The 16,454-nt window shown below is 67.6% G+C and carries 16 protein-coding genes and 3 pseudogenes; 10 read left to right on the top strand and 9 right to left on the bottom strand.

Translation table 11 applies throughout. From position 1 onward, the window contains the following. Positions 1–167: 167 nt before the first annotated feature. Positions 168–626 carry an acyl-CoA thioesterase gene (locus tag ACIP64_RS37740; protein ID WP_401596329.1) on the bottom strand — a complete coding sequence of 153 codons (459 nt, stop codon included), beginning with the start codon at positions 624–626 and terminating at the stop codon, positions 168–170. 264 nt (positions 627–890) lie between these two features. Here ACIP64_RS37740 and ACIP64_RS37735 point away from each other — a divergent pair, with 264 nt between their 5' ends. The 3 genes from ACIP64_RS37735 (at position 891) to ACIP64_RS37725 (ending at position 3,713) form a co-directional block, all read left to right on the top strand. Then, positions 891–1,523, top strand: coding sequence for a hypothetical protein (locus ACIP64_RS37735; protein WP_401596327.1), 633 nt, complete (start codon positions 891–893; stop codon positions 1,521–1,523). A gap of 556 nt (positions 1,524–2,079) precedes the next feature. After that, entirely contained in the window at positions 2,080–3,318 is a 1,239-nt protein-coding gene (locus ACIP64_RS37730) for an IS256 family transposase (protein WP_401596324.1), read from the top strand. 50 nt (positions 3,319–3,368) lie between these two features. Continuing rightward, entirely contained in the window at positions 3,369–3,713 is a 345-nt protein-coding gene (locus tag ACIP64_RS37725) for a hypothetical protein (RefSeq protein WP_401596321.1), read from the top strand. Between the two features lie 156 nt (positions 3,714–3,869). Here ACIP64_RS37725 and ACIP64_RS37720 read toward each other — a convergent pair whose 3' ends face one another. Continuing rightward, positions 3,870–4,298: a DUF4259 domain-containing protein gene (locus ACIP64_RS37720; RefSeq protein WP_401596318.1), complete on the bottom strand. Its 429-nt coding sequence runs from the start codon at positions 4,296–4,298 to the stop codon at positions 3,870–3,872. 742 nt (positions 4,299–5,040) lie between these two features. Between ACIP64_RS37720 and ACIP64_RS37715 the strand changes: the two genes are divergently transcribed. After that, entirely contained in the window at positions 5,041–5,610 is a 570-nt protein-coding gene (locus ACIP64_RS37715) for a hypothetical protein (RefSeq protein ID WP_401596316.1), read from the top strand. Between the two features lie 130 nt (positions 5,611–5,740). Continuing rightward, positions 5,741–6,055 (top strand): hypothetical protein, encoded by a 315-nt coding sequence (locus ACIP64_RS37710; RefSeq protein ID WP_401596314.1) that lies wholly within the window; start codon positions 5,741–5,743, stop codon positions 6,053–6,055. A gap of 290 nt (positions 6,056–6,345) precedes the next feature. Here ACIP64_RS37710 and ACIP64_RS37705 read toward each other — a convergent pair whose 3' ends face one another. Together ACIP64_RS37705 and ACIP64_RS37700 are read right to left on the bottom strand one after the other, a co-directional pair. Next, on the bottom strand, positions 6,346–7,260 hold the full coding sequence (locus tag ACIP64_RS37705) for a hypothetical protein (RefSeq protein WP_401596311.1): 915 nt from the start codon (positions 7,258–7,260) through the stop codon (positions 6,346–6,348). Then, positions 7,257–7,847 (bottom strand): RNA polymerase sigma factor, encoded by a 591-nt coding sequence (locus ACIP64_RS37700; RefSeq protein ID WP_401596309.1) that lies wholly within the window; start codon positions 7,845–7,847, stop codon positions 7,257–7,259. Before ACIP64_RS37700 ends, ACIP64_RS37705 begins: the two co-directional genes overlap by 4 nt. A 484-nt stretch (positions 7,848–8,331) precedes the next feature. Between ACIP64_RS37700 and ACIP64_RS37695 the strand changes: the two genes are divergently transcribed. Beyond that, on the top strand, positions 8,332–8,787 hold the full coding sequence (locus ACIP64_RS37695; RefSeq protein WP_401596306.1) for an NUDIX domain-containing protein: 456 nt from the start codon (positions 8,332–8,334) through the stop codon (positions 8,785–8,787). A 257-nt stretch (positions 8,788–9,044) separates the two neighbouring features. Here ACIP64_RS37695 and ACIP64_RS37690 read toward each other — a convergent pair. Continuing rightward, positions 9,045–9,739 (bottom strand): annotated as a pseudogene (locus ACIP64_RS37690) (substrate-binding domain-containing protein). Positions 9,740–10,329: 590 nt separating this feature from the next. Here ACIP64_RS37690 and ACIP64_RS37685 point away from each other — a divergent pair. Next, positions 10,330–11,829, top strand: a complete 1,500-nt coding sequence (locus ACIP64_RS37685) for a hypothetical protein (protein WP_401596303.1) — start codon at positions 10,330–10,332, stop codon at positions 11,827–11,829. A gap of 143 nt (positions 11,830–11,972) precedes the next feature. Here the strand turns inward: ACIP64_RS37685 and ACIP64_RS37680 are convergent, their stop codons facing one another. Next, positions 11,973–12,131, bottom strand: coding sequence for a hypothetical protein (locus ACIP64_RS37680; protein ID WP_401596301.1), 159 nt, complete (start codon positions 12,129–12,131; stop codon positions 11,973–11,975). Here ACIP64_RS37680 and ACIP64_RS37675 point away from each other — a divergent pair. Together ACIP64_RS37675 and ACIP64_RS37670 are read left to right on the top strand one after the other, a co-directional pair. Next, a pseudogene (locus ACIP64_RS37675) lies at positions 12,100–12,372 on the top strand (tyrosine-type recombinase/integrase); the annotation flags it as partial. The gene ACIP64_RS37680 and the pseudogene ACIP64_RS37675 overlap by 32 nt on opposite strands. Positions 12,373–12,893: 521 nt before the next feature. Then, positions 12,894–13,487: a flavoprotein gene (locus tag ACIP64_RS37670; protein ID WP_401596298.1), complete on the top strand. Its 594-nt coding sequence runs from the start codon at positions 12,894–12,896 to the stop codon at positions 13,485–13,487. Here ACIP64_RS37670 and ACIP64_RS37665 read toward each other — a convergent pair. From ACIP64_RS37665 to ACIP64_RS37655, 3 genes are all read right to left on the bottom strand, one after another. After that, complete coding sequence (locus tag ACIP64_RS37665) at positions 13,473–14,429, bottom strand: helix-turn-helix domain-containing protein (RefSeq protein WP_401596296.1); 957 nt, start codon at positions 14,427–14,429, stop codon at positions 13,473–13,475. The two genes, ACIP64_RS37670 and ACIP64_RS37665, sit on opposite strands and share 15 nt — an antisense overlap. Before the next feature lie 93 nt (positions 14,430–14,522). Continuing rightward, the gene (locus ACIP64_RS37660) at positions 14,523–15,185 is read right to left on the bottom strand and encodes a hypothetical protein (protein WP_401596294.1); all 663 of its coding nucleotides are present in this window, start codon (positions 15,183–15,185) and stop codon (positions 14,523–14,525) included. Positions 15,186–15,246: 61 nt separating this feature from the next. Then, positions 15,247–15,618, bottom strand: coding sequence for a hypothetical protein (locus ACIP64_RS37655; RefSeq protein ID WP_401596292.1), 372 nt, complete (start codon positions 15,616–15,618; stop codon positions 15,247–15,249). A 177-nt stretch (positions 15,619–15,795) separates the two neighbouring features. On the opposite strand from ACIP64_RS37655, the pseudogene ACIP64_RS37650 reads away from it, so the two are divergent. Further along, positions 15,796–16,317 (top strand): annotated as a pseudogene (locus tag ACIP64_RS37650) (transposase); the annotation flags it as partial. Positions 16,318–16,454: the final 137 nt, after the last annotated feature.

Raw genomic sequence — 16,454 nt, 5'->3', positions numbered from 1 at the left:
GACGCATGATCCAGTCATGCGCGGCCCTGCGCGCGAAGTACCCCGACGGTGCCGGATTTCATGCTTGCCGTTTCCTCATCGCGTGATGCGAATGGCACGTGACAGACGGTGAGAACGCAGTTGGGCTACAGGTCTCAGTCAGCCGCACATGCGGGATGTGGGTCTCTTCAGGCTCCAGGGCCCTGGATTCGCTCGAAACCCGCTCGATGGCTCTCGGACCACTCGGTGGGTCGCATCGTCTCCCCGCTGACGTTCACGATGGTCCGCGTCCCGTGTGCGTACGTGCTGCTGCCATCACGGCTGCATACGCGGAAGCCGATCGTTGCCGATGTGCGTCCCACCTGTTCGGTCCAGAGGTGGACAGCGATTGCCCCATTGCCGGTCAAAGGAAGGTCGAACACGATGGAGACCGCCTTGACGACATAGAGCGTCGGTACAGCCTCGTCGGGTGCTCCGAAGCCCAGACTCAATGCATATGTGTTCCAGGCACGTTCGACCATAACGGTGTATCGGGAGTTGTGCAGCATCCCGTAGGGGTCGAGGTCGTCGAAGTAGACATCCAGAGGGAGAAAGGCGCCGTGGGCTACGGAATCGGATATCAGAGATGGTGCACTGGTGTCAGTCATGATGAATTCTTTCTCGTGTTGGTTCTTTCTTGAGCCGATTACACAGCCTGGCCTCAGTCTTCAAGCTCCGAACGCTTGCCAACACACATGCGGCGTTCTGCGCTTGGCGAACTCCGTAAGGGGAGGGGGAGTCACCGTCCGCACAGGGCCACCGGGGAGCTGAGACGTTTGAAGGGGTCCGCTCGATCGAACTCTCGCCGCAGTGCGCTACCAGCAGCACCGCAAGCCCCGGCACCCGCGCCGGCAGCTCGAGAATCTGCATTCATGGCGACTGTTGAACCTCTCTTGCTGCGCATCTGGACCCTGCGCTGCGATGCAGAAACGGCCGATAGGCTTGCACGTTCGCGTTGCACAACCTTCGCTCAGGCCCGGCTCTGCCCTAAATCGGAATTCGAATGTTCGGATGCTATCACCGGGTCTGGGAGCAGCCAAAAACTTTCACTGAATGGAAATCCGACTTGGCGTCAGTGCTCGTTGCTTAACGAGCACTACCTCAGCTTGTTGTTTAACCCTGCTGCTGTTTTGAAGGTGCTCCCGCGGCTGCGGAAGGTCACCAAGGACCGGATCGTCTGCATCGATAACGTCGACTTCGACCGCGGTGTCATCCTTGGCGACACTGCCCGAGTCGGCAAGAAGCCTGTGCGTCTGGAGCCCGCGACCAACTGGTTCTGCCTGATGGAGGCGTACGTGCTCTCGCTCGGCGCCTTCAGCTGGCTCCGCCTCGGCGGCTGCCACCGCGCTGCCGGCGACTGCGCCGCAGCCCGGGAGGCCCTGACGCGGATGGCACAGGGACGCGGTACCGTGATCACCTCCTGCACGTCGGGACCGGGGGATCCCGTTCCCGGCCCGCCTGCCGGCACCGCGCCGGAGGTCGAGTTGGCAGACAAGGCACGTTGACCGATCCGACCACCGATGGGTGGCCGGCGGCGTCGCGGTCATCGCCGTCAGACGTGTTGGAACCACCACAATGCCGCGGTGACTGCTGCCGCGGTGGCGGCGCCCTTGAGAACGTGGGTGACTGGACCAGGCACGTGCTGGCCTCAGGGAAGCACACCGCGCCCGGCGTTGCCTCACGCAGGAGGCTGTCAGTCCCTGTTCGTAGGATCACGGCATGTCTGATGCCTTCACCGTCCTGTGGACCCATGACACGTGCCGAGCGCTGCGCAAGGCAGGGCGCGTGGGTGAGCGACCGCCGGTCGCATTCAGCGGCGTTCACTCCTCCCTGCCCGCGTGGTCGGGCGTTCGCCCAGGGGACCAGGTGTACGCGCTGCACGTCAAGCAACGCGAAGTGTTCGTGGTGAGTCAGATGCGAGTGATGGTTGCGTCCTTGGAAGTGGTGTACGGGTTCCCACCTGATTCGGGTGTTTGTCCTGGCGTCGGGGTGAGGGTCCGGATATAGAGACGGCCACCGGCTGATCTTCGAGATGTCTAAGGCTCGAAGGAGATCAGCACGATGACCGCACCAGACAGTCTGCCCGTGCACGCCCTGACCGAGGAGAACCTCGCTGCGGCGAGTCCCGATCTGCTCCGCGCGATGGTCAAGACGTTCGCCGACGCGCTCATGTCCGCGGAGGCCGACGCCCTCTGCAACGCCGAATACGGGCAGGTCAGCGACGAACGCGTCAACCACCGCAACGGATACCGCCCGCGCGAGTGGGACACCAGGGCCGGCACCGTCGAGCTGGCCATCCCCAAGCTGCGGCAGGGTAGTTACTTCCCGCACTGGCTCCTGGAACGACGTCGCAGGGCTGAACAGGCACTCATCAGCGTGGTGGCCACCGCCTACCTGCTCGGCGTGTCCACCCGCCGGGTCGAGAAACTCGCCGAGTCCCTCGGCGTCACCCAACTGTCGAAATCCCAGGTCAGTGCCATGTCCAAGCACCTGGACGGGCAGGTCACCGCGTTCCGCGACCGGCCGCTGGACGCCGGACCGTATGCCTATGTCTGGGTCGACGCGCTGACCCAGAAGGTCCGCGAGGGCGGCCGCATCATCAACGTCCACGCGCTGATCGCGGTCGGCGTCAACGCCGACGGGCACCGTGAGATCCTCGGCCTGGACGTCGCCACCGCCGAGGACGGCGCCGGCTGGCTCGCCTTCCTGCGCTCGCTCATCGCCCGCGGCCTGAGCGGCGTCCAGCTCGTCGTCTCCGACGCCCACACCGGCCTGGTCGACGCGATCGGCGCGACCCTGCCCGGCGCCTCGTGGCAGCGCTGCCGCACCCACTACGCCCGCAACCTGCTCTCCCAGGTCCCGAAATCGGCCCAGCCGTGGATGGCCACACTGCTGCGGACGGTCTTCGAACAACCTGACGCAGACGCTGTCCGAGCCCAGATGCGTAACGTCCTCCAGGCCCTGGAAGCGAAATTTCCCAAGGCCGCCGGACACCTGGACGCCGCCCAGCACGACCTGCTGGCCTTCACCGCCTTTCCGCGCGAGATCTGGCGGCAGATCTGGTCCAACAACCCCCAGGAACGACTGAACAAGGAGATCCGCCGCCGCACCGACGTAGTCGGGATCTTCCCCGACCGCACCGCCGTGATCCGCCTGGTCGGCGCCGTCCTGGCCGAGCAGAACGACGAGTGGACCGAGGCCCGCCGCTACATGGGCCTCGATCTGCTGGCCAAGGCCCGCCGCCACCCGATCGAGTCAGGAACCGACGACACCGCCCTGCCCACCGAACTCACCGCATAGCCTCAAAGAAGAGATCACCGAGTGGCCGTCGATACACCACTCCAGCGGACGTGACCCGAGTGATCGAAGCGGGCCGTCGCGATTGCTGCGGCACAGCCCCCACCACCTGGGAAGAGCCTGCATATCCCGGGCATGACGACTGGTCGATGCTCGGAGCCGGCGGATGCGGGGCTCAGGCGGTACATGTGGACGCCACGCCCGTGTGCTTCGATGTACCTGTCTCCGGTGAAGTGCTCACCAAGCTTGCCTGGCGCAACCGGCGAGGACAGACCCGCGGCCTGAAGTACGTGGTGGACGGTCGCCTCGAAAAATCGAACAGCCTTCAGGGGTTCTACCGCCTGACGCCCGAGGCCGCTGATGAACTGGCGGAGGTCGTCAGCAGTTCTGCCCCTTGATATTGACCGATGGATGAGGAGTCAGTACTCGTCTCACCGCTACCGGCAGTGTAGAAAGTCGAACACGAGTGAACTCCGCCGCCTCCCGAAGCGGTGAGCATTCACTGTCCGTTCTCAGGTTCTGGCTCAGGTTTTGTGCCGGGTGACGCTCTGTCATTACTCGATGTTGAAGAGCGGGATGGACGGTGATGGTGGAGCAAGGACTGTGCGCAGGCGGTTGAGGGTGGCTCGCCACTGCTTCCAGTCTTCCGGGTCGGCCCAGTTCGAGGCTGGCCCGGCCTCGTCGCTGATGACGCGAGCGAGGGCCTCATCCGCGAGCGTTCGGAGATCGTCGGGGAAGGCGGGCATGGGTTCTTCAGGGCCGTAAGGTATGTCGATTGGATCGCCGCCAGGGCATAGCGCCGCGATCAGCGCGGCGGCGGCCACCGCCTCTTCTCCCTCGGCGAGCCAGCCGGTGGCGTCGACGGTGCGCGTGAGGATGCCACGGACCAGTGCCTCGCGCTCCTCGGGTTTGGCGTCGTCGAGAGCATTCGCGAAGTCCGCGGCCGTGTCGTTGTCGAAGGGGCCGGTGTCCCAGGTGCCCATGTCGATCTCCCCATGTAGGCGCGTCAGGATCCTTGCATCAGCCGCCGACATGGCGATCACTCTGCGAGCAGTACGCACTTCCGCAGAAGGGCGAAGCCAGCACGCCCGAACATCTGACGCTTGAGCATTTTGATCCGGTTGACATGCCCCTCGACCACGCCCGAGCCCCAAGGCAAGGCGCGTCCGGCGGTGACGGCGTCAAGGGTGTGGACGCTGGGCAAGTCGTCCTGCGGACGACGTCGAGCAGGGCTGGCAGGTGTTCGCCCTGCGCTGGGTGAGCATGACCGCGAAGGAGCGGGACGTGCCGGGTGAGGGCTTCGAGCTCGGGACACTCCGGCGACCGTTCGGGGCGACGGTGGCCGGGCGGTCACCGGTCGCGGTGAGGCGCGCTTCTTGTGCGGGTAGGCGCGGGTTCGCTGGTGGCTGCCGTTGTAGCCGACCGGCACGATCTCCTCCCACATTTTCCAGGCGTTGGTGAAGCCCTCGTTCCACCGGTCGTCCAGGTAGGGCTTGTCTGCGGCCGCCCACATGCCGACATTGCCCCGGCGATGGGGGTGGGTGGGTAGGGTCGGGGGCGTGTTTGATGCTGGGGAACGAGACCGTGTCCGGGAGCGTTTGCTGGTTCTCGCGGGCGTGGATCCTGCGGTGGTGGGCGCGGCGGTGACGGGCTGAGGCCGTCGGTGCCGCGGACCGCTGGTCGGATCTCGACCTTGCGTTCGCGGTCGACGGCGAACCCGGCCCCGTGCTGGAGCGTTGGACGGCAACGCTGTACGAGGACTTCTTCGCCCGGCACCACTGGGACCTGCCCTCGGGCTCCACGGTCTATCGGGTGTTCCTCCTGCCCGGCTGGCTCGAGGTCGACATCGCGTTCACCCCGGTCGGTGAGTTCGGACCGCTCGGGCCTGCCTGGCGCACCGTCTTCGGCCCCACCGTCCCCCTCAGGCGGGGCGATCCTCCCGGCCACGACCACCTCGTCGGATTGGCCTGGCACCACGCGCTCCACGCGCGGACCTCCATCGAACGCAGCCGCTACTGGCAGGCCGAGTACTGGATCGGTGCCGTCCGCGACCAGGTGATCGCACTCGCCTGCCTCCGCCTCGGCCACCCCTCCGCCCACGCCAAGGGCGCCCACCTGCTTCCGCAGGAACTCACCGCTCCGCTCCACCAGACGCTGATCCGGTCGCTGGACGACACGGAACTACGCCGGGCCCTGGCCGCCGTGCTGACCGCACTGACACGCGAACTGGAACGCACCGACGACACACTGTCAGCGCGGCTTCAGCCCATGCTGGCCCAACTCGCCGGCCAGTGATCTCAGCTCAACCCCCAGGACTGCATCGCCCTGGACCAGCCTGCTTGCCGCTCGTGGACGTGCAGTCGAGTGCGTGCCATGATCACGGCAGTTTCCTGCGCAGATCCGTGCGCTGGGCGAGGAGGGAACCGTGCCGCTCTACTTTGCTGTGCCGCTTGTCCTGCTGACCGGGGTCCTTGCCACGTCCGGCGTTGCAGCAATGGCCTGGGGCTGGGTGCTCCCCTGGAACCGGCGCTACGTTCGCCGCCCGCGTCTTTTCGGCCTGGGGCAGTTGATTGCCGCTCTCGCTTTGAGCTGGAACTGGGTCGTGGTCCCGGTGATCGGGGGAGACGGGCTTCGGCACTGGGGATCGCGTACCGGCAGCTTGATTCTTTTGGTCGGCTTGCTCGTGACGTGGATCGGCGAGTCGGTCGGTGGCGAACGGGGAGCCGACAGCCATTCCTAGGGACGTACCGCCGCCGGTCAGGACCTGATCGAGGCGGCTGTTCCATTGCCGTCCGGCTCCTCACCGGGCCGTTCTCGGAGCGAACACAGGGAAGAGCCCGAGAGGGGGGTCGGGATTCTGCGGGTACGCGGCGGCCGTGACCGTGACGTGAGCACGCAGCCCCGACACTGAAGCCGACGGGCTTGGGTCGTGCACTGGTGCGGTATTGCCGGACTGTCGGCCGTGAGGGTCTGCCGCGGCTGCGGCGGTCGGCACCCGATCGGGGCCGACCGCCGCAGCCGCGTTCTGCGTCAGCCGGTCGTGTCGGTCAGGCCGGCCGACAGGACCGTCACTCGCTGGTCGTTCCTGTCGCTTTTCCACGGCGTGTCGAGTTCGAGGAGGGTGCTGGTCTTCGGGTCGATGATGACCTCTGTGGTGCCGATGGCTCCGTGGAAGACCAGTTTTGTGCCGCTGCGTCCTGCGGCGTCCTTGACGGTGCCGGCGTTCGTGACGCCTCGCAGCGTCGACAGTGCCTTGAACAGTCCGGCGCGCAGTTCCGGGCTGGCGGGGGCGCTGCTGAGCAGGATGCTCGCCTGTTCGAAGCCCACTGTGCCCGCGTCCTCCTCCCAGGGGCCCTTCTGCGCGCTCAGGATGGATCGCCGCAGCAGGACCGGGTCGGTGGTCAGGCTGTCCAGGCTGTTCCAGTCCAGCTGCTTCGAGCCGAGTTGCCAGCCGCGGAAGTGGCGCTTGAGGCCGGTCCCGCCGGTGGCGGTGTAGGTCAGTTCCATGGACCGCGAGATGTAGGTGGTGCCGGTCCTGGTGCGGACCTTCCAGTACGTTCCCGAGCCCGCCGGCTGGGTGGCGGCAACCTCGGCGATGTCGTTCAGGAACACCGAAGCGGACTCCGCCTGCGTTTCGTGCCGCGTGCCCGAGCTTCCTGCCCCGGTGTCCGCGTAGGTCACGGCGACGCCGGCCGCCACCGCCGCGGCAGCGACGACGGCTAGGACACGGCGGCGCCTCCGGAACGGCGTCACCACGACCTTCTCCCGCGGGGCCTTTACCGTCTCCTCCTGCACGGCCTCCTCGACCGCGGCCAGTGCCCGGGCCAGCGCCCGGGCCGACAGGGGCTCGACCCGGCCCGCCGCCTGCAGCGCCTCGGCGCCGGGGAAGTCCAGCAGCGCCTGCCGCTCGGTCATGTCCGTCTCCTCCACGTCGTAGGTGCTCATGCGAGTTCTCCTGTTACGGTCAAGCCCCGTCCCACGAGGGGAGACGCCGTGAGCCGTTCGCGCAATCTGGCCCGGGCCCGGTGCAGCCGCGAACGGGCCGTCCCGGTCGGGATGCCCACGGCGGCGGCCGCCTCGGCGGGCGTCAGCTGCTCCCAACTGACCAGGAGCAGCACCTCTCGCTCGGCCTCGGGCAGTTCTGCGAGCGCGATTCGCAGTACGGGTGCCAGCGCTGCTGCGTCCAGGCGCTGGTCCACCGCCTGCCAGGGGTCGGTGACCTGTCCCCCCGGCAGGGCCTCCGTCCGTGCCGTCCGCCGCACGTGGCCGGCGAGGACGTTGCGGGCCACTCCGAACAGCCAGCCGCGCGCCGATCCGCGCGAGGCGTCGAACGTGCGCCGCGCGGCGAACGCCTGCAACCACGTTTCGGCCAGGAGATCGTCCGCGGCGACGGGTGCCCGGCGGGCGAAGTAGCCGTGCAGGGCAGCGGAGTGCTGTTCCACCAGAGGCGTGAATGCCGACGGATCGTCCGCGGCTTTGGAGAGTTGGGCGTCACTGTCGGGGCCGCCGCAGGCGTCGTGTTCCGATTCCATGGAATCTCCGTTTCTGACCGTCGGACGACGGTCTCACCCCGTACTTGTCGCACCGCGCGGTGTGCGTTCGCGCACCGCATCCGCGTCCGCGGAACCCGTCGCTTCTGGTCGCCGGCGTGCGAGCACGTCGGGCGGTGCGCGCGGCCCGTCGCAGTACTGGCAGCCGCGACAACCCGACGGCCCGCACGCGCAGTCGGCTTGCCGGCGAGCGGTCCAGGCGGCCCCCAGCGCCGACCAGGCACCATCAGTACCTCCGGGGCGAGGAAGACGTGCGGACAAGGAGACGGAGCCGCCCGGCGGCACCACCTCCGAGCGGGACAACCGCGGGCTCGCACGGTGGCGCAGCGGCCTGACCACCAAGCTGAACCATCCCCGTCGAGCAGGGGGTTTCGTCCGCTCGGCGTGTTTGGAAGGTCGCCCTTCCATGCGCAATGGTGGCCCTTGCGCGGGACGCATGGGCGGCCCGATTCCTTAAGGGCATGGCATGAAGCGCATCATCGCCGGACTGTGGCGGATCATCCGGGGACCCCTGCAGTGGAGGATCATGTGGCTGACCAACAGCAAGTACATGGTCGGTGTGACCGGCGTTGTCCGCGACAGCGAGGGCCGCGTGCTGTTGTTGCGTCACCGGCTGTGGCCCGAGGACCGCCCGTGGGGCCTGCCCGGCGGCTACGCCAAAGCGGGCGAGGACTTCCGTGACACCGTCGCCCGCGAGGTGCGTGAGGAGACCGGCCTCGAAGTCCAGGTCGGCGAGCTCGTCCACCTCAAGAGCGGCTTCAAGCTGCGCGTGGAGGTGGCGTATGCCGCAACACTCGTCGGCGGTTCGCTGAAGATCGACGCGTTTGAGGTTCTGGAAGCCAAGTGGGCATCGCCGGACGACCTGCCGCCGGGCTTGCAGGAAGCGCACCGGCTCCTGATCCAGGCCGGACCCCACGGCTGATCCGTCGGAACAGTCTCAGCCCGTCCACCGCTCGCCCCGTACGAACACCTGAGGGCACGAGCCGACAGCGGTCGGTGGACGTCCTCGCACCCGGGGCGGGTGCGAGCAGTCGGCACACAGAACATCCCGACGCGATTGACCCTGGTCGGACAAGGAACTCTCCGGCAGACCTCTCTGTCCCTGCCCGATCCCTGAGCTGGTGGGCACCGCCTACTCAGGGTCCGGAAGAACTGGACGGCGCGGTGAACCGGTGTCGCTCACGCCAAAGCAGGGCCCACGGGGCCACCCGTGGAGGCCCGCACCGTGAGGCGCCGCTTCAGGACCTCTGACCGGGGCGCCTCGCCGGCGATGCGCTGCACCAGCAGGTCGACCGCTCGCCGTCCCTGCTCTGCCATGGGGGAGTGCACGCTGGTGAGCGGCACAGGGAGTTCGGCCGCCAGGGGGTGTCGTTGACGCTGGCCAGCGCGAGGTCCCGGCCGAGACTGAGGCCCAGGTCGCGGGCCGCGCCTGCGGCTCCGATCGCGGCGAAGTCGTTCACGGCGAAGAGGGCAGTGGGCCGGTCCTCGGTCGCAGTGAGCAGGGCGAGCGCTGCCTTGCGGCCGCCGGCGGTGTCGAAGGCCGAGTGCGCGATGCACCGGGCGGGCAGGGGGAGTCCTGTCCCGCTTCCCGGTAGCGCTCGGCGAATCCTGCGGTCCGGTCCGCCCCGGTGCTGGCGAAAGGCTCTCCGGCGAGCACCCCTGGTGATGTCAGCCTCGACGGAGCCGGCGCTTAGAAGATGTGGGCACGCCCCCTGCAGCTCTCGCCGGCGGGCTTCCGGGACCGCCGCGGCGGGTTGGTGAGAGGTTCCGTCGTTCGCCCTCGTTGCCGTCAGCGCTGCCGTCGCTCGACCGAATGACTCACGTGCACGCTTTCCAGGTCTGCGTATGCCAGTCGCAGGTCGGTACGGGGTCAATCACCTCTGTTCACGTTGGGCTCGTTCCTGCAGGGTCCGGCCGGAGGCGGGACTCCTCTGAACGGGGCTGAACCCATGCGAATGAGACCAGGACTGAGATCGGCTCCCTGGCCGAACGCCGCTGAGTAGCAGCTGGGCTGCTCCTGGCCGTCATGACGCTATCTGCGCCCATGGGAAGTCCACGATGACGCTGCCTGAAGCGCCACAGAGACACTCCTGAGCTCATGAGGGAGTCCCGGGAAGCGATCACGTTCAGAGCATTCCGGCTGGCAGGGCACTGTAGCGGCCCAAAGGATGTGCATTGACGGATGGCTGGGCTCTCACTACTGCTCAGCCGTCGCAATCCATCATGACGGCTGCCAAGAGCCGATCGGCCTGGAGAAACAATGTCCCTCATATCCCCTGTGCGCATATCCGGCGGCGTCTTCGCAGACATACGCCGTAGCGCACGGCACCAGTGGCTCACCTGGTTGAGCGTCATCCTGGCAGCGCTTTCCACCACCCTCCTACCCACCGCTGCTCCGCACGCCTTCGCAGCAACACAGAAGGTCCTGCGCCACAATCGCTTGAACCCCGCGAGTGGATCTGAGGTGCCCGCCGTGCAGGGGCGTGTGGCCGCGCCGTTGAGCGCGGCCTTCTCCACGGTGACGATCCCGGCGGGCACGAGCCCGCTGGCGGTGGCGGTGGCGCCGAACGGCAACGTCTACGTCGGCAACGCTAATTCGAACAACGTGACGGTGATCAGCAGCACCACGAACACCGTCCTGGCCACCGTCCCCGCCGGTTCGAACCCGGCCATGGTGGCGGTGGCGGCGAACGGCAACGTCTACGTCACCAACCAAAGCTCGAGCAACGTAACAGTGATCGACAGTACCAATAACACGGTCCTGGCCACCGTCCCCGTCGGCGGGGGCCCGTTCGCGTTGGCGGTGGCGCCCAACGGCAGGGTCTACGTCGCCAACTCGACGTCGAACAACGTGACGGTGATCGACAGCGTCACGAACGCGGTCGTCGGCTCCCCGATCCCCGTCGGCGCGGTCCCGGACGCGGTGGCGGTGGCGCAGAACGGCAACGTCTACGTCGCCAACCGAAACGACGGCAACGTGACGGTGATCGACAGCGCCACGAACACCGTCCTTACCCGCCCCACCGGTGGGTTCCCGGGCGCGGTGGCAGTGGCGCCGAACGGCAACGTCTACATCGCCAACCAGACCTCGAACAACGTGACGGTGATCGACAGTGCCACGAACGCGGTCCTGGCCACCGTCCCCGCCGGCTCGGTCCCGGGGGTGGTCGCGGTGGCGCCGAACGGCAACGTCTACGTCACCAACACCGTCTCGAACAACGTGACGGTGATCGACAGTGCCACGAACGCGGTCCTGGCCACCATCCCCACCGGCGCGGGCCCGTTCGGGATAGCGGTGGCGCCGACCGGCAAGGTCTACGTCGGCAACTCGAATTCGAACAACGTGACGGTGATCGACAGTGCCACGAACACGGTCCTGGTCACCGTCCCCGCCGGCGCGTTCCCGTTCTCGGTGGCGGCGGCGCAGAACAGCAACGTCTACGTCACCAACGCCAATTCGGCGAACGTGACGGAGATTTCGCCATTGACGGTGACGACCTCACTCACGTCGAAGTGCGAGCTATCGGTGACGTTCAGCATTTCCGGGGGCACTCCGAGCGGGACAGCGGTGGTGGACTTCGGGGACGGCAGCCCCACGGTCACCGTCGCCCTGGACGCCACCGGGAGCGGGCAGACCACCCACACCTACACCGCCGGTACGTTCACCGCGACCGTGAACGGGAACCCCACCTCCGTCACCGTGCCGAGCGGATCCGGCCGGCCCTGCTGTCACGGTTGGTCCCCCGCGGGCGATGACGCGAGGTCTTCGCAGTCACCCCGACCACACTGCTGCGCCGGCATCGGCAAACCGCCGCACGCAGAAGGATCTTCGCCCAGCACCGTCGCCCCGGCCGCCCATCCGTCGCCCTGGCCGTCAAGCGGCCCATCCTGCCCTTGGCCCGCGAAAACAGCAGCTGGGACCACAGCCGAATACAAGGCGAACTCGCCCGCCTCGGCTACCTGATCGCCCCATCCACAATCTCTGAAATCCTTCATGCCGCCTGAATCGACCCCGCCCCGCAACGCTCCGGCCCGACCTGGAACCAGTTCCTCACCGACCAGGCCCACGGCATCATCGCCGCCGACTCCTTGCACCTCGACACCGTCTCACTCAAGCGCCTGTACGCCCTGATCTTCATCGAGCACAGCACCCGGCGCGTCCACCTCGCCGACATCACCGCCCAGTGGACACGCAGCAGGCCAGGAAAAGAGTTGCCCTTCCTGCTCCGGGATCGTCGAGCCGCGCAACCTGTACCGCTCGATCATGCGCGTCGCTGGCAACGCCGGTCTCCGCGTGATCCGGCTGCATGATGCCCGACACGCCGGCGCCACGCTGCTGACCGGCGCCGGCGCCGGCGTCACGCCCCGCGGAGTGATGGAAGTCCTGGGGCACAGCCAGATCGCGGGCACGTTGAAGGTCTACACGCACGGCGTGCAGAACACCCAGCGTGAGGCCATGAGCCACATGGACCGGCTGTTTCGGAGGGCGAGTGAGCGTGGTCGTTGATGTCGGATCCGGATGTCAATGCCCCCCAGCCATGACCGGCTGGGGTCTCTTCGCCGGTGGGTGTGGACGGTTTCGAACCGCCGACGTCTGCCTTGCAAGTTCGGGCCAGGCTCCTGGCGACCTGCCGGAAGGTGTCTACACCGGCTGTCTCTGGACGGTCTCCGGCTGCCTGGCTCCGCGGTCGTCTCCCTGCGTTGATGTCATGCGGTGAGGAGGCCCGTGACACTAGCCCGACAGGTAACGCGCTGGCGCTGCTCGCCTACCAAGCCCTCGGCGATGACCGCCAGGCAGCCGTCGGATCGCGACGTGGAGGTTCAGCGAGCCGGGCTCGTGTGGGGCGGCGAGGCCCACGCTCGATCCGGGGGCGTCGTAGATGGGCTTATCTCACCGGTGGGCAAAACCTGCACATCACCCAGTTTGCCGGGGGCACAGATCCTGCGGCACGCCCCTTGGCACAGATTGTCATACGGACAGGCACGCGCGGTCACTCACGGCCCGGGCGAGTGGCGCACCGTGTCATCATGACGAACCACAACACCACATCCTTTGACGGTCGGCTTCTGATCGGCGCCGCCGGTTCGGCTGCCGTGGTCGCGCTTCCCTCCTACATCGGTGCGTTGCGTACGGTCTTCACCGGAACGATCACCGTGCTGATGACGCACACGGCGACCGTTTTTCTGCCCGCGCACACGGTTGCCCTGTCCGCCGACCGCGTGGTCACGGGTGCATCGGCCGACACGTGGCCGCGGGAGAACCACGCGACACTTGCCGCCGAGCACGACATGACGGCCGTGCTGCCCGCTACCGCGAACGTCCTGTCCTCCGTCGCGGCGGGCGCGGCACCGAACATGCTGTCCGCCACGATCATGGCCGCGGTCCACCCCGTGGTGTTCTTCCCGGTGATGTCAGGCAGCATGTGGCAAAAGCCCGCCGTGCAGCGCAACGTCGACCGGCTGCGGCAGGACGGCTACGAGGTGGTGGATCCTGCGTGGGGGATGCGATACGACGTGGCCCTCGGCGAATCCGTGGACAGCCCCATGCCCCCGGCGCCGCCCCGGTTCATCGAGATGGTCAGGGAACTCATGCCGTCACCGCTCCGTTCAGCCGCGGGCTGAGGGCCCGGAACGCGGCTCTGCGTACGCGCCCGACCGGTAGGCGCCCGGCGTCATCCCCGTGACGGCCCGGAATGCTCGGTGCAGCTGAGCCTCTCCGCCGAAACCGCACTCGCGGGCGACAGCGGCCAGGGGCCGCTCGGGGGCAGCCCGTAGCAGCTGCTGGGCACGGGTCACTCGCAGGCGCCGGATCAGAGCGCTGAGCGGCTCGCTGTCGGGGGCCATGACGCGGTAAAGGCTCCGGCGCGACAGGCCGCAGGCGGCGGCCACAGTGTCGGCGTCCAGGGACGGATCGCATGCGTGGCTGACGACGAACCTGTGGACCCGTTCCCGGGTCATGGCGGCGGTCGATGCCTGCGCAGGCCCGTGACAGGCCGCCCAGCTCAGCGCCCAGTCCAGCAGCCCCACCGCGTGCGGCAACAGGGCCGCTGCCGCATCCGGGGCGTCCTGCTGCTGGCGGTTCAGGCCGACGAGGAACTCGCTGACGAGCCGACCCGGTCCCGCAGCATCCAGCGCAACCGCCGTCGCGTCGGCAAGCACGCGCCGTGGCAGCAGCATCCGGGGAACCCGCACCACGAGTTGTGAGAAGGCCCCGGCAAAACGCAGCTTGTACGGACGCCCACTGTCGACAAATGCCATCGCCCCAGCGGGAAGGGCGGCGACGCGTCCGTCCTGCCAGATCTGGGCCCGGCCGCTGGTCTGGATGTTGGCCAGCACGAATTCTTCGCTGTCACGAGCTATGAGACGCCCGGTCCTGGCCACCTCCTGCGCACCGGACGAGACCGTAGAGAGCTCGATGGTGTCGAGCAGGGCGTGCTCAATGCGCCCCTCGAAAGGCACAGCGGCCGTCGCCCGGGCTGAGACCCGCACGAAAGCGTCACAGATGACGTCGGACCAGTAACTGAACGCATCGGGTGCCTCCACCTCGGCGGTGGACCAGATCATTCGTGAAGCCTTTTGCACCCTGTCCACGTTACTTCGACCAGGAGGCAATGGACGCCGGCCGCGTGGTCCTGACCACCGACGCCACCGCCGCCCCTACCTGTGACGACGGCGGCCGAGCACGCTGGAGAGTTCGCCGACCGGCGCGAGCACGTGTCCGCCCTCGCCCGCACACCACCACACGACCTTGCCGTCCCGCTCCGAGCCGTGGACACCGAGGTCGTGTCGGGGGCACACTGGCCAGACCTGCCAGGTCTGTTCGAGCAGGCTCTCCTGGATCATGATCGTCAGGCCGGTCAGTGCCGTGGTCGGGTCGTCGCACGCGCTCGGCAGGATTTGACCGCCCCAGTTGAGCCTGACGCCGTCGGCAAGGCGGACACCAGCTCCCGCCGGAAACCAGTCCTCCAAGATCTCGATCTCCGGTGCACCCTCGATCCCACGCGTGGGCAGGTCGCCAGCAACGATCCGCAACGCGGCGCGCAATGTCTTCAAACGCTCGGGGGCGAGGTCGAAGCCCGGCTCAAAACCCGCGTCGTCCAGGATGCGCCGTGCCAGGGCCGTCATCTTCGCCGGCGGCACCTCGGCCGGGTTCCGTTCGACGACCTCCTCGATGGCCTCTGTGCAGAGGGACCAGTCGAGCAGTTCACAGGCGAGGGCCACAACGTCCTGCGGGTCAAGATTGTCCTCGCGCAGGCCGAGATAGACCCTTCGCTCCAACTGTTCAGTAGCCGCCGCGTACTCCGCCATACCGTCTTCCACCGGCCCAGTATCCCGACCCGGTACGACCCCCGTTGCACGGCCTTACGGCGATCTCACCACTTCATCGCGGCCGTGACTCGAAGGAACCGCACCCATCACAGTTCGTAGAGTGAAGGCACTCTACGAACCGAGCATTCAAGTAGGCGCGCATCGCGCGACTGAGGTGCAGGCCGACTTTTTCCCAGACCAGCACGATTGGTCCGCCGAGCTGGGTGTGGGCGGCGCTGAGCAGGTCTCGTAAGTCCTTCCAGGACAAGCCTTTGCGGCCGTCGACCCGCTGGTCACTGGTGTGCCGGAAGACCAACCGCAGCCGCTCGCCGGGCTTGTAGCAGCACATGGCGGCCAGTGACAGGTGACGTCTGCTGCCGCTGTTGACTCGGATCACGGGCGTGACGCCTGTGCGCGACCAGGTGCGGGCGGTGTGCAGCGTCATCGAAAACGCGGCCCCGTCGGCGAAGACGGTCCAGGTCCCGAGTGCCGCCGCGGTGGTTCCGAGGGTTTTATTCGATGGTGACGCCGTGGGCGCGGGCGAGTGCGTCGAGGCCGTTCTGCCCAGCCTTGGCCGATGGTGCGGAGTTTCCAGACGGGCTGGCCGCTGTTGTTGTGGCGGGGACGCCAGACACTCGCCCTCCTGGCCCAACTCGAGGCAGCGTGCCGGGCATGCGACGACCTGGCTCGCGACACCGAGGAGCTGTTTCTGCAGCATCCCGACGCGGAGATCATCACAAGCTTCCCCGGTCTGGCCACCCTCACTGGTGCCCGGATACTCGCCGAGATCGGCGACGATCGCGCCCGCTTCGGCCGGGCCGGTGACCTCAAGGCCTATGCCGGAAGTGCGCCAGTAACCCGTGAGTCCGGCAAGAGCCGCCATGTCACCCACCGCCGGATCAAGAACGGCCGCCTGGCCGCCACCGGCCGGCACTGGGCGTTTGCGGCACTGACCGCCTCACCTGGAGCCCATGCCCATTACAACCGCCGGCGAGAAGTCGGCGACCGCTATCACGCAGCCCTCCGCAATCTGTTCAACCGCATGCTCGGACAGCTCCACCACTGCCTGACCAGCCACCAGAAGTTCAATGAGGGAGTCGCCTTCAACACACCCGCGCCGCCCCCGCTCGCCGCAGCTGCTTGACCTGATAGCTGCATGGGGTGTCTTGTCTGCGATGACCTGGTTGGGCCGGCAGCGTGGTCGGCCCAGGCCGGTGCGGGGAACGCGGATCCGTTCCAGGAGGGGCCGTGCGCAGATGCTGTCGTGGCGTTGCCCTGGCG

Source organism: Streptomyces sp. NPDC088733, from assembly GCF_044751185.1.
GTDB lineage: Bacteria > Actinomycetota > Actinomycetes > Streptomycetales > Streptomycetaceae > Actinacidiphila.
This window is presented reverse-complemented; position numbering and strand designations above follow the sequence as displayed.

Coding starts and splice junctions, on each gene's coding strand:
- ACIP64_RS37740 (WP_401596329.1), bottom strand. CDS start 626: ATGACTGACACCAGTGCACCATCTCTGATATCCGATTCCGTAGCCCAC.
- ACIP64_RS37735 (WP_401596327.1), top strand. CDS start 891: ATGGCGACTGTTGAACCTCTCTTGCTGCGCATCTGGACCCTGCGCTGC.
- ACIP64_RS37730 (WP_401596324.1), top strand. CDS start 2,080: ATGACCGCACCAGACAGTCTGCCCGTGCACGCCCTGACCGAGGAGAAC.
- ACIP64_RS37720 (WP_401596318.1), bottom strand. CDS start 4,298: ATGGGCACCTGGGACACCGGCCCCTTCGACAACGACACGGCCGCGGAC.
- ACIP64_RS37705 (WP_401596311.1), bottom strand. CDS start 7,260: ATGAGCACCTACGACGTGGAGGAGACGGACATGACCGAGCGGCAGGCG.
- ACIP64_RS37700 (WP_401596309.1), bottom strand. CDS start 7,847: ATGGAATCGGAACACGACGCCTGCGGCGGCCCCGACAGTGACGCCCAA.
- ACIP64_RS37695 (WP_401596306.1), top strand. CDS start 8,332: ATGAAGCGCATCATCGCCGGACTGTGGCGGATCATCCGGGGACCCCTG.
- ACIP64_RS37680 (WP_401596301.1), bottom strand. CDS start 12,131: ATGATCGAGCGGTACAGGTTGCGCGGCTCGACGATCCCGGAGCAGGAA.
- ACIP64_RS37670 (WP_401596298.1), top strand. CDS start 12,894: ATGACGAACCACAACACCACATCCTTTGACGGTCGGCTTCTGATCGGC.
- ACIP64_RS37665 (WP_401596296.1), bottom strand. CDS start 14,429: ATGATCTGGTCCACCGCCGAGGTGGAGGCACCCGATGCGTTCAGTTAC.
- ACIP64_RS37655 (WP_401596292.1), bottom strand. CDS start 15,618: ATGACGCTGCACACCGCCCGCACCTGGTCGCGCACAGGCGTCACGCCC.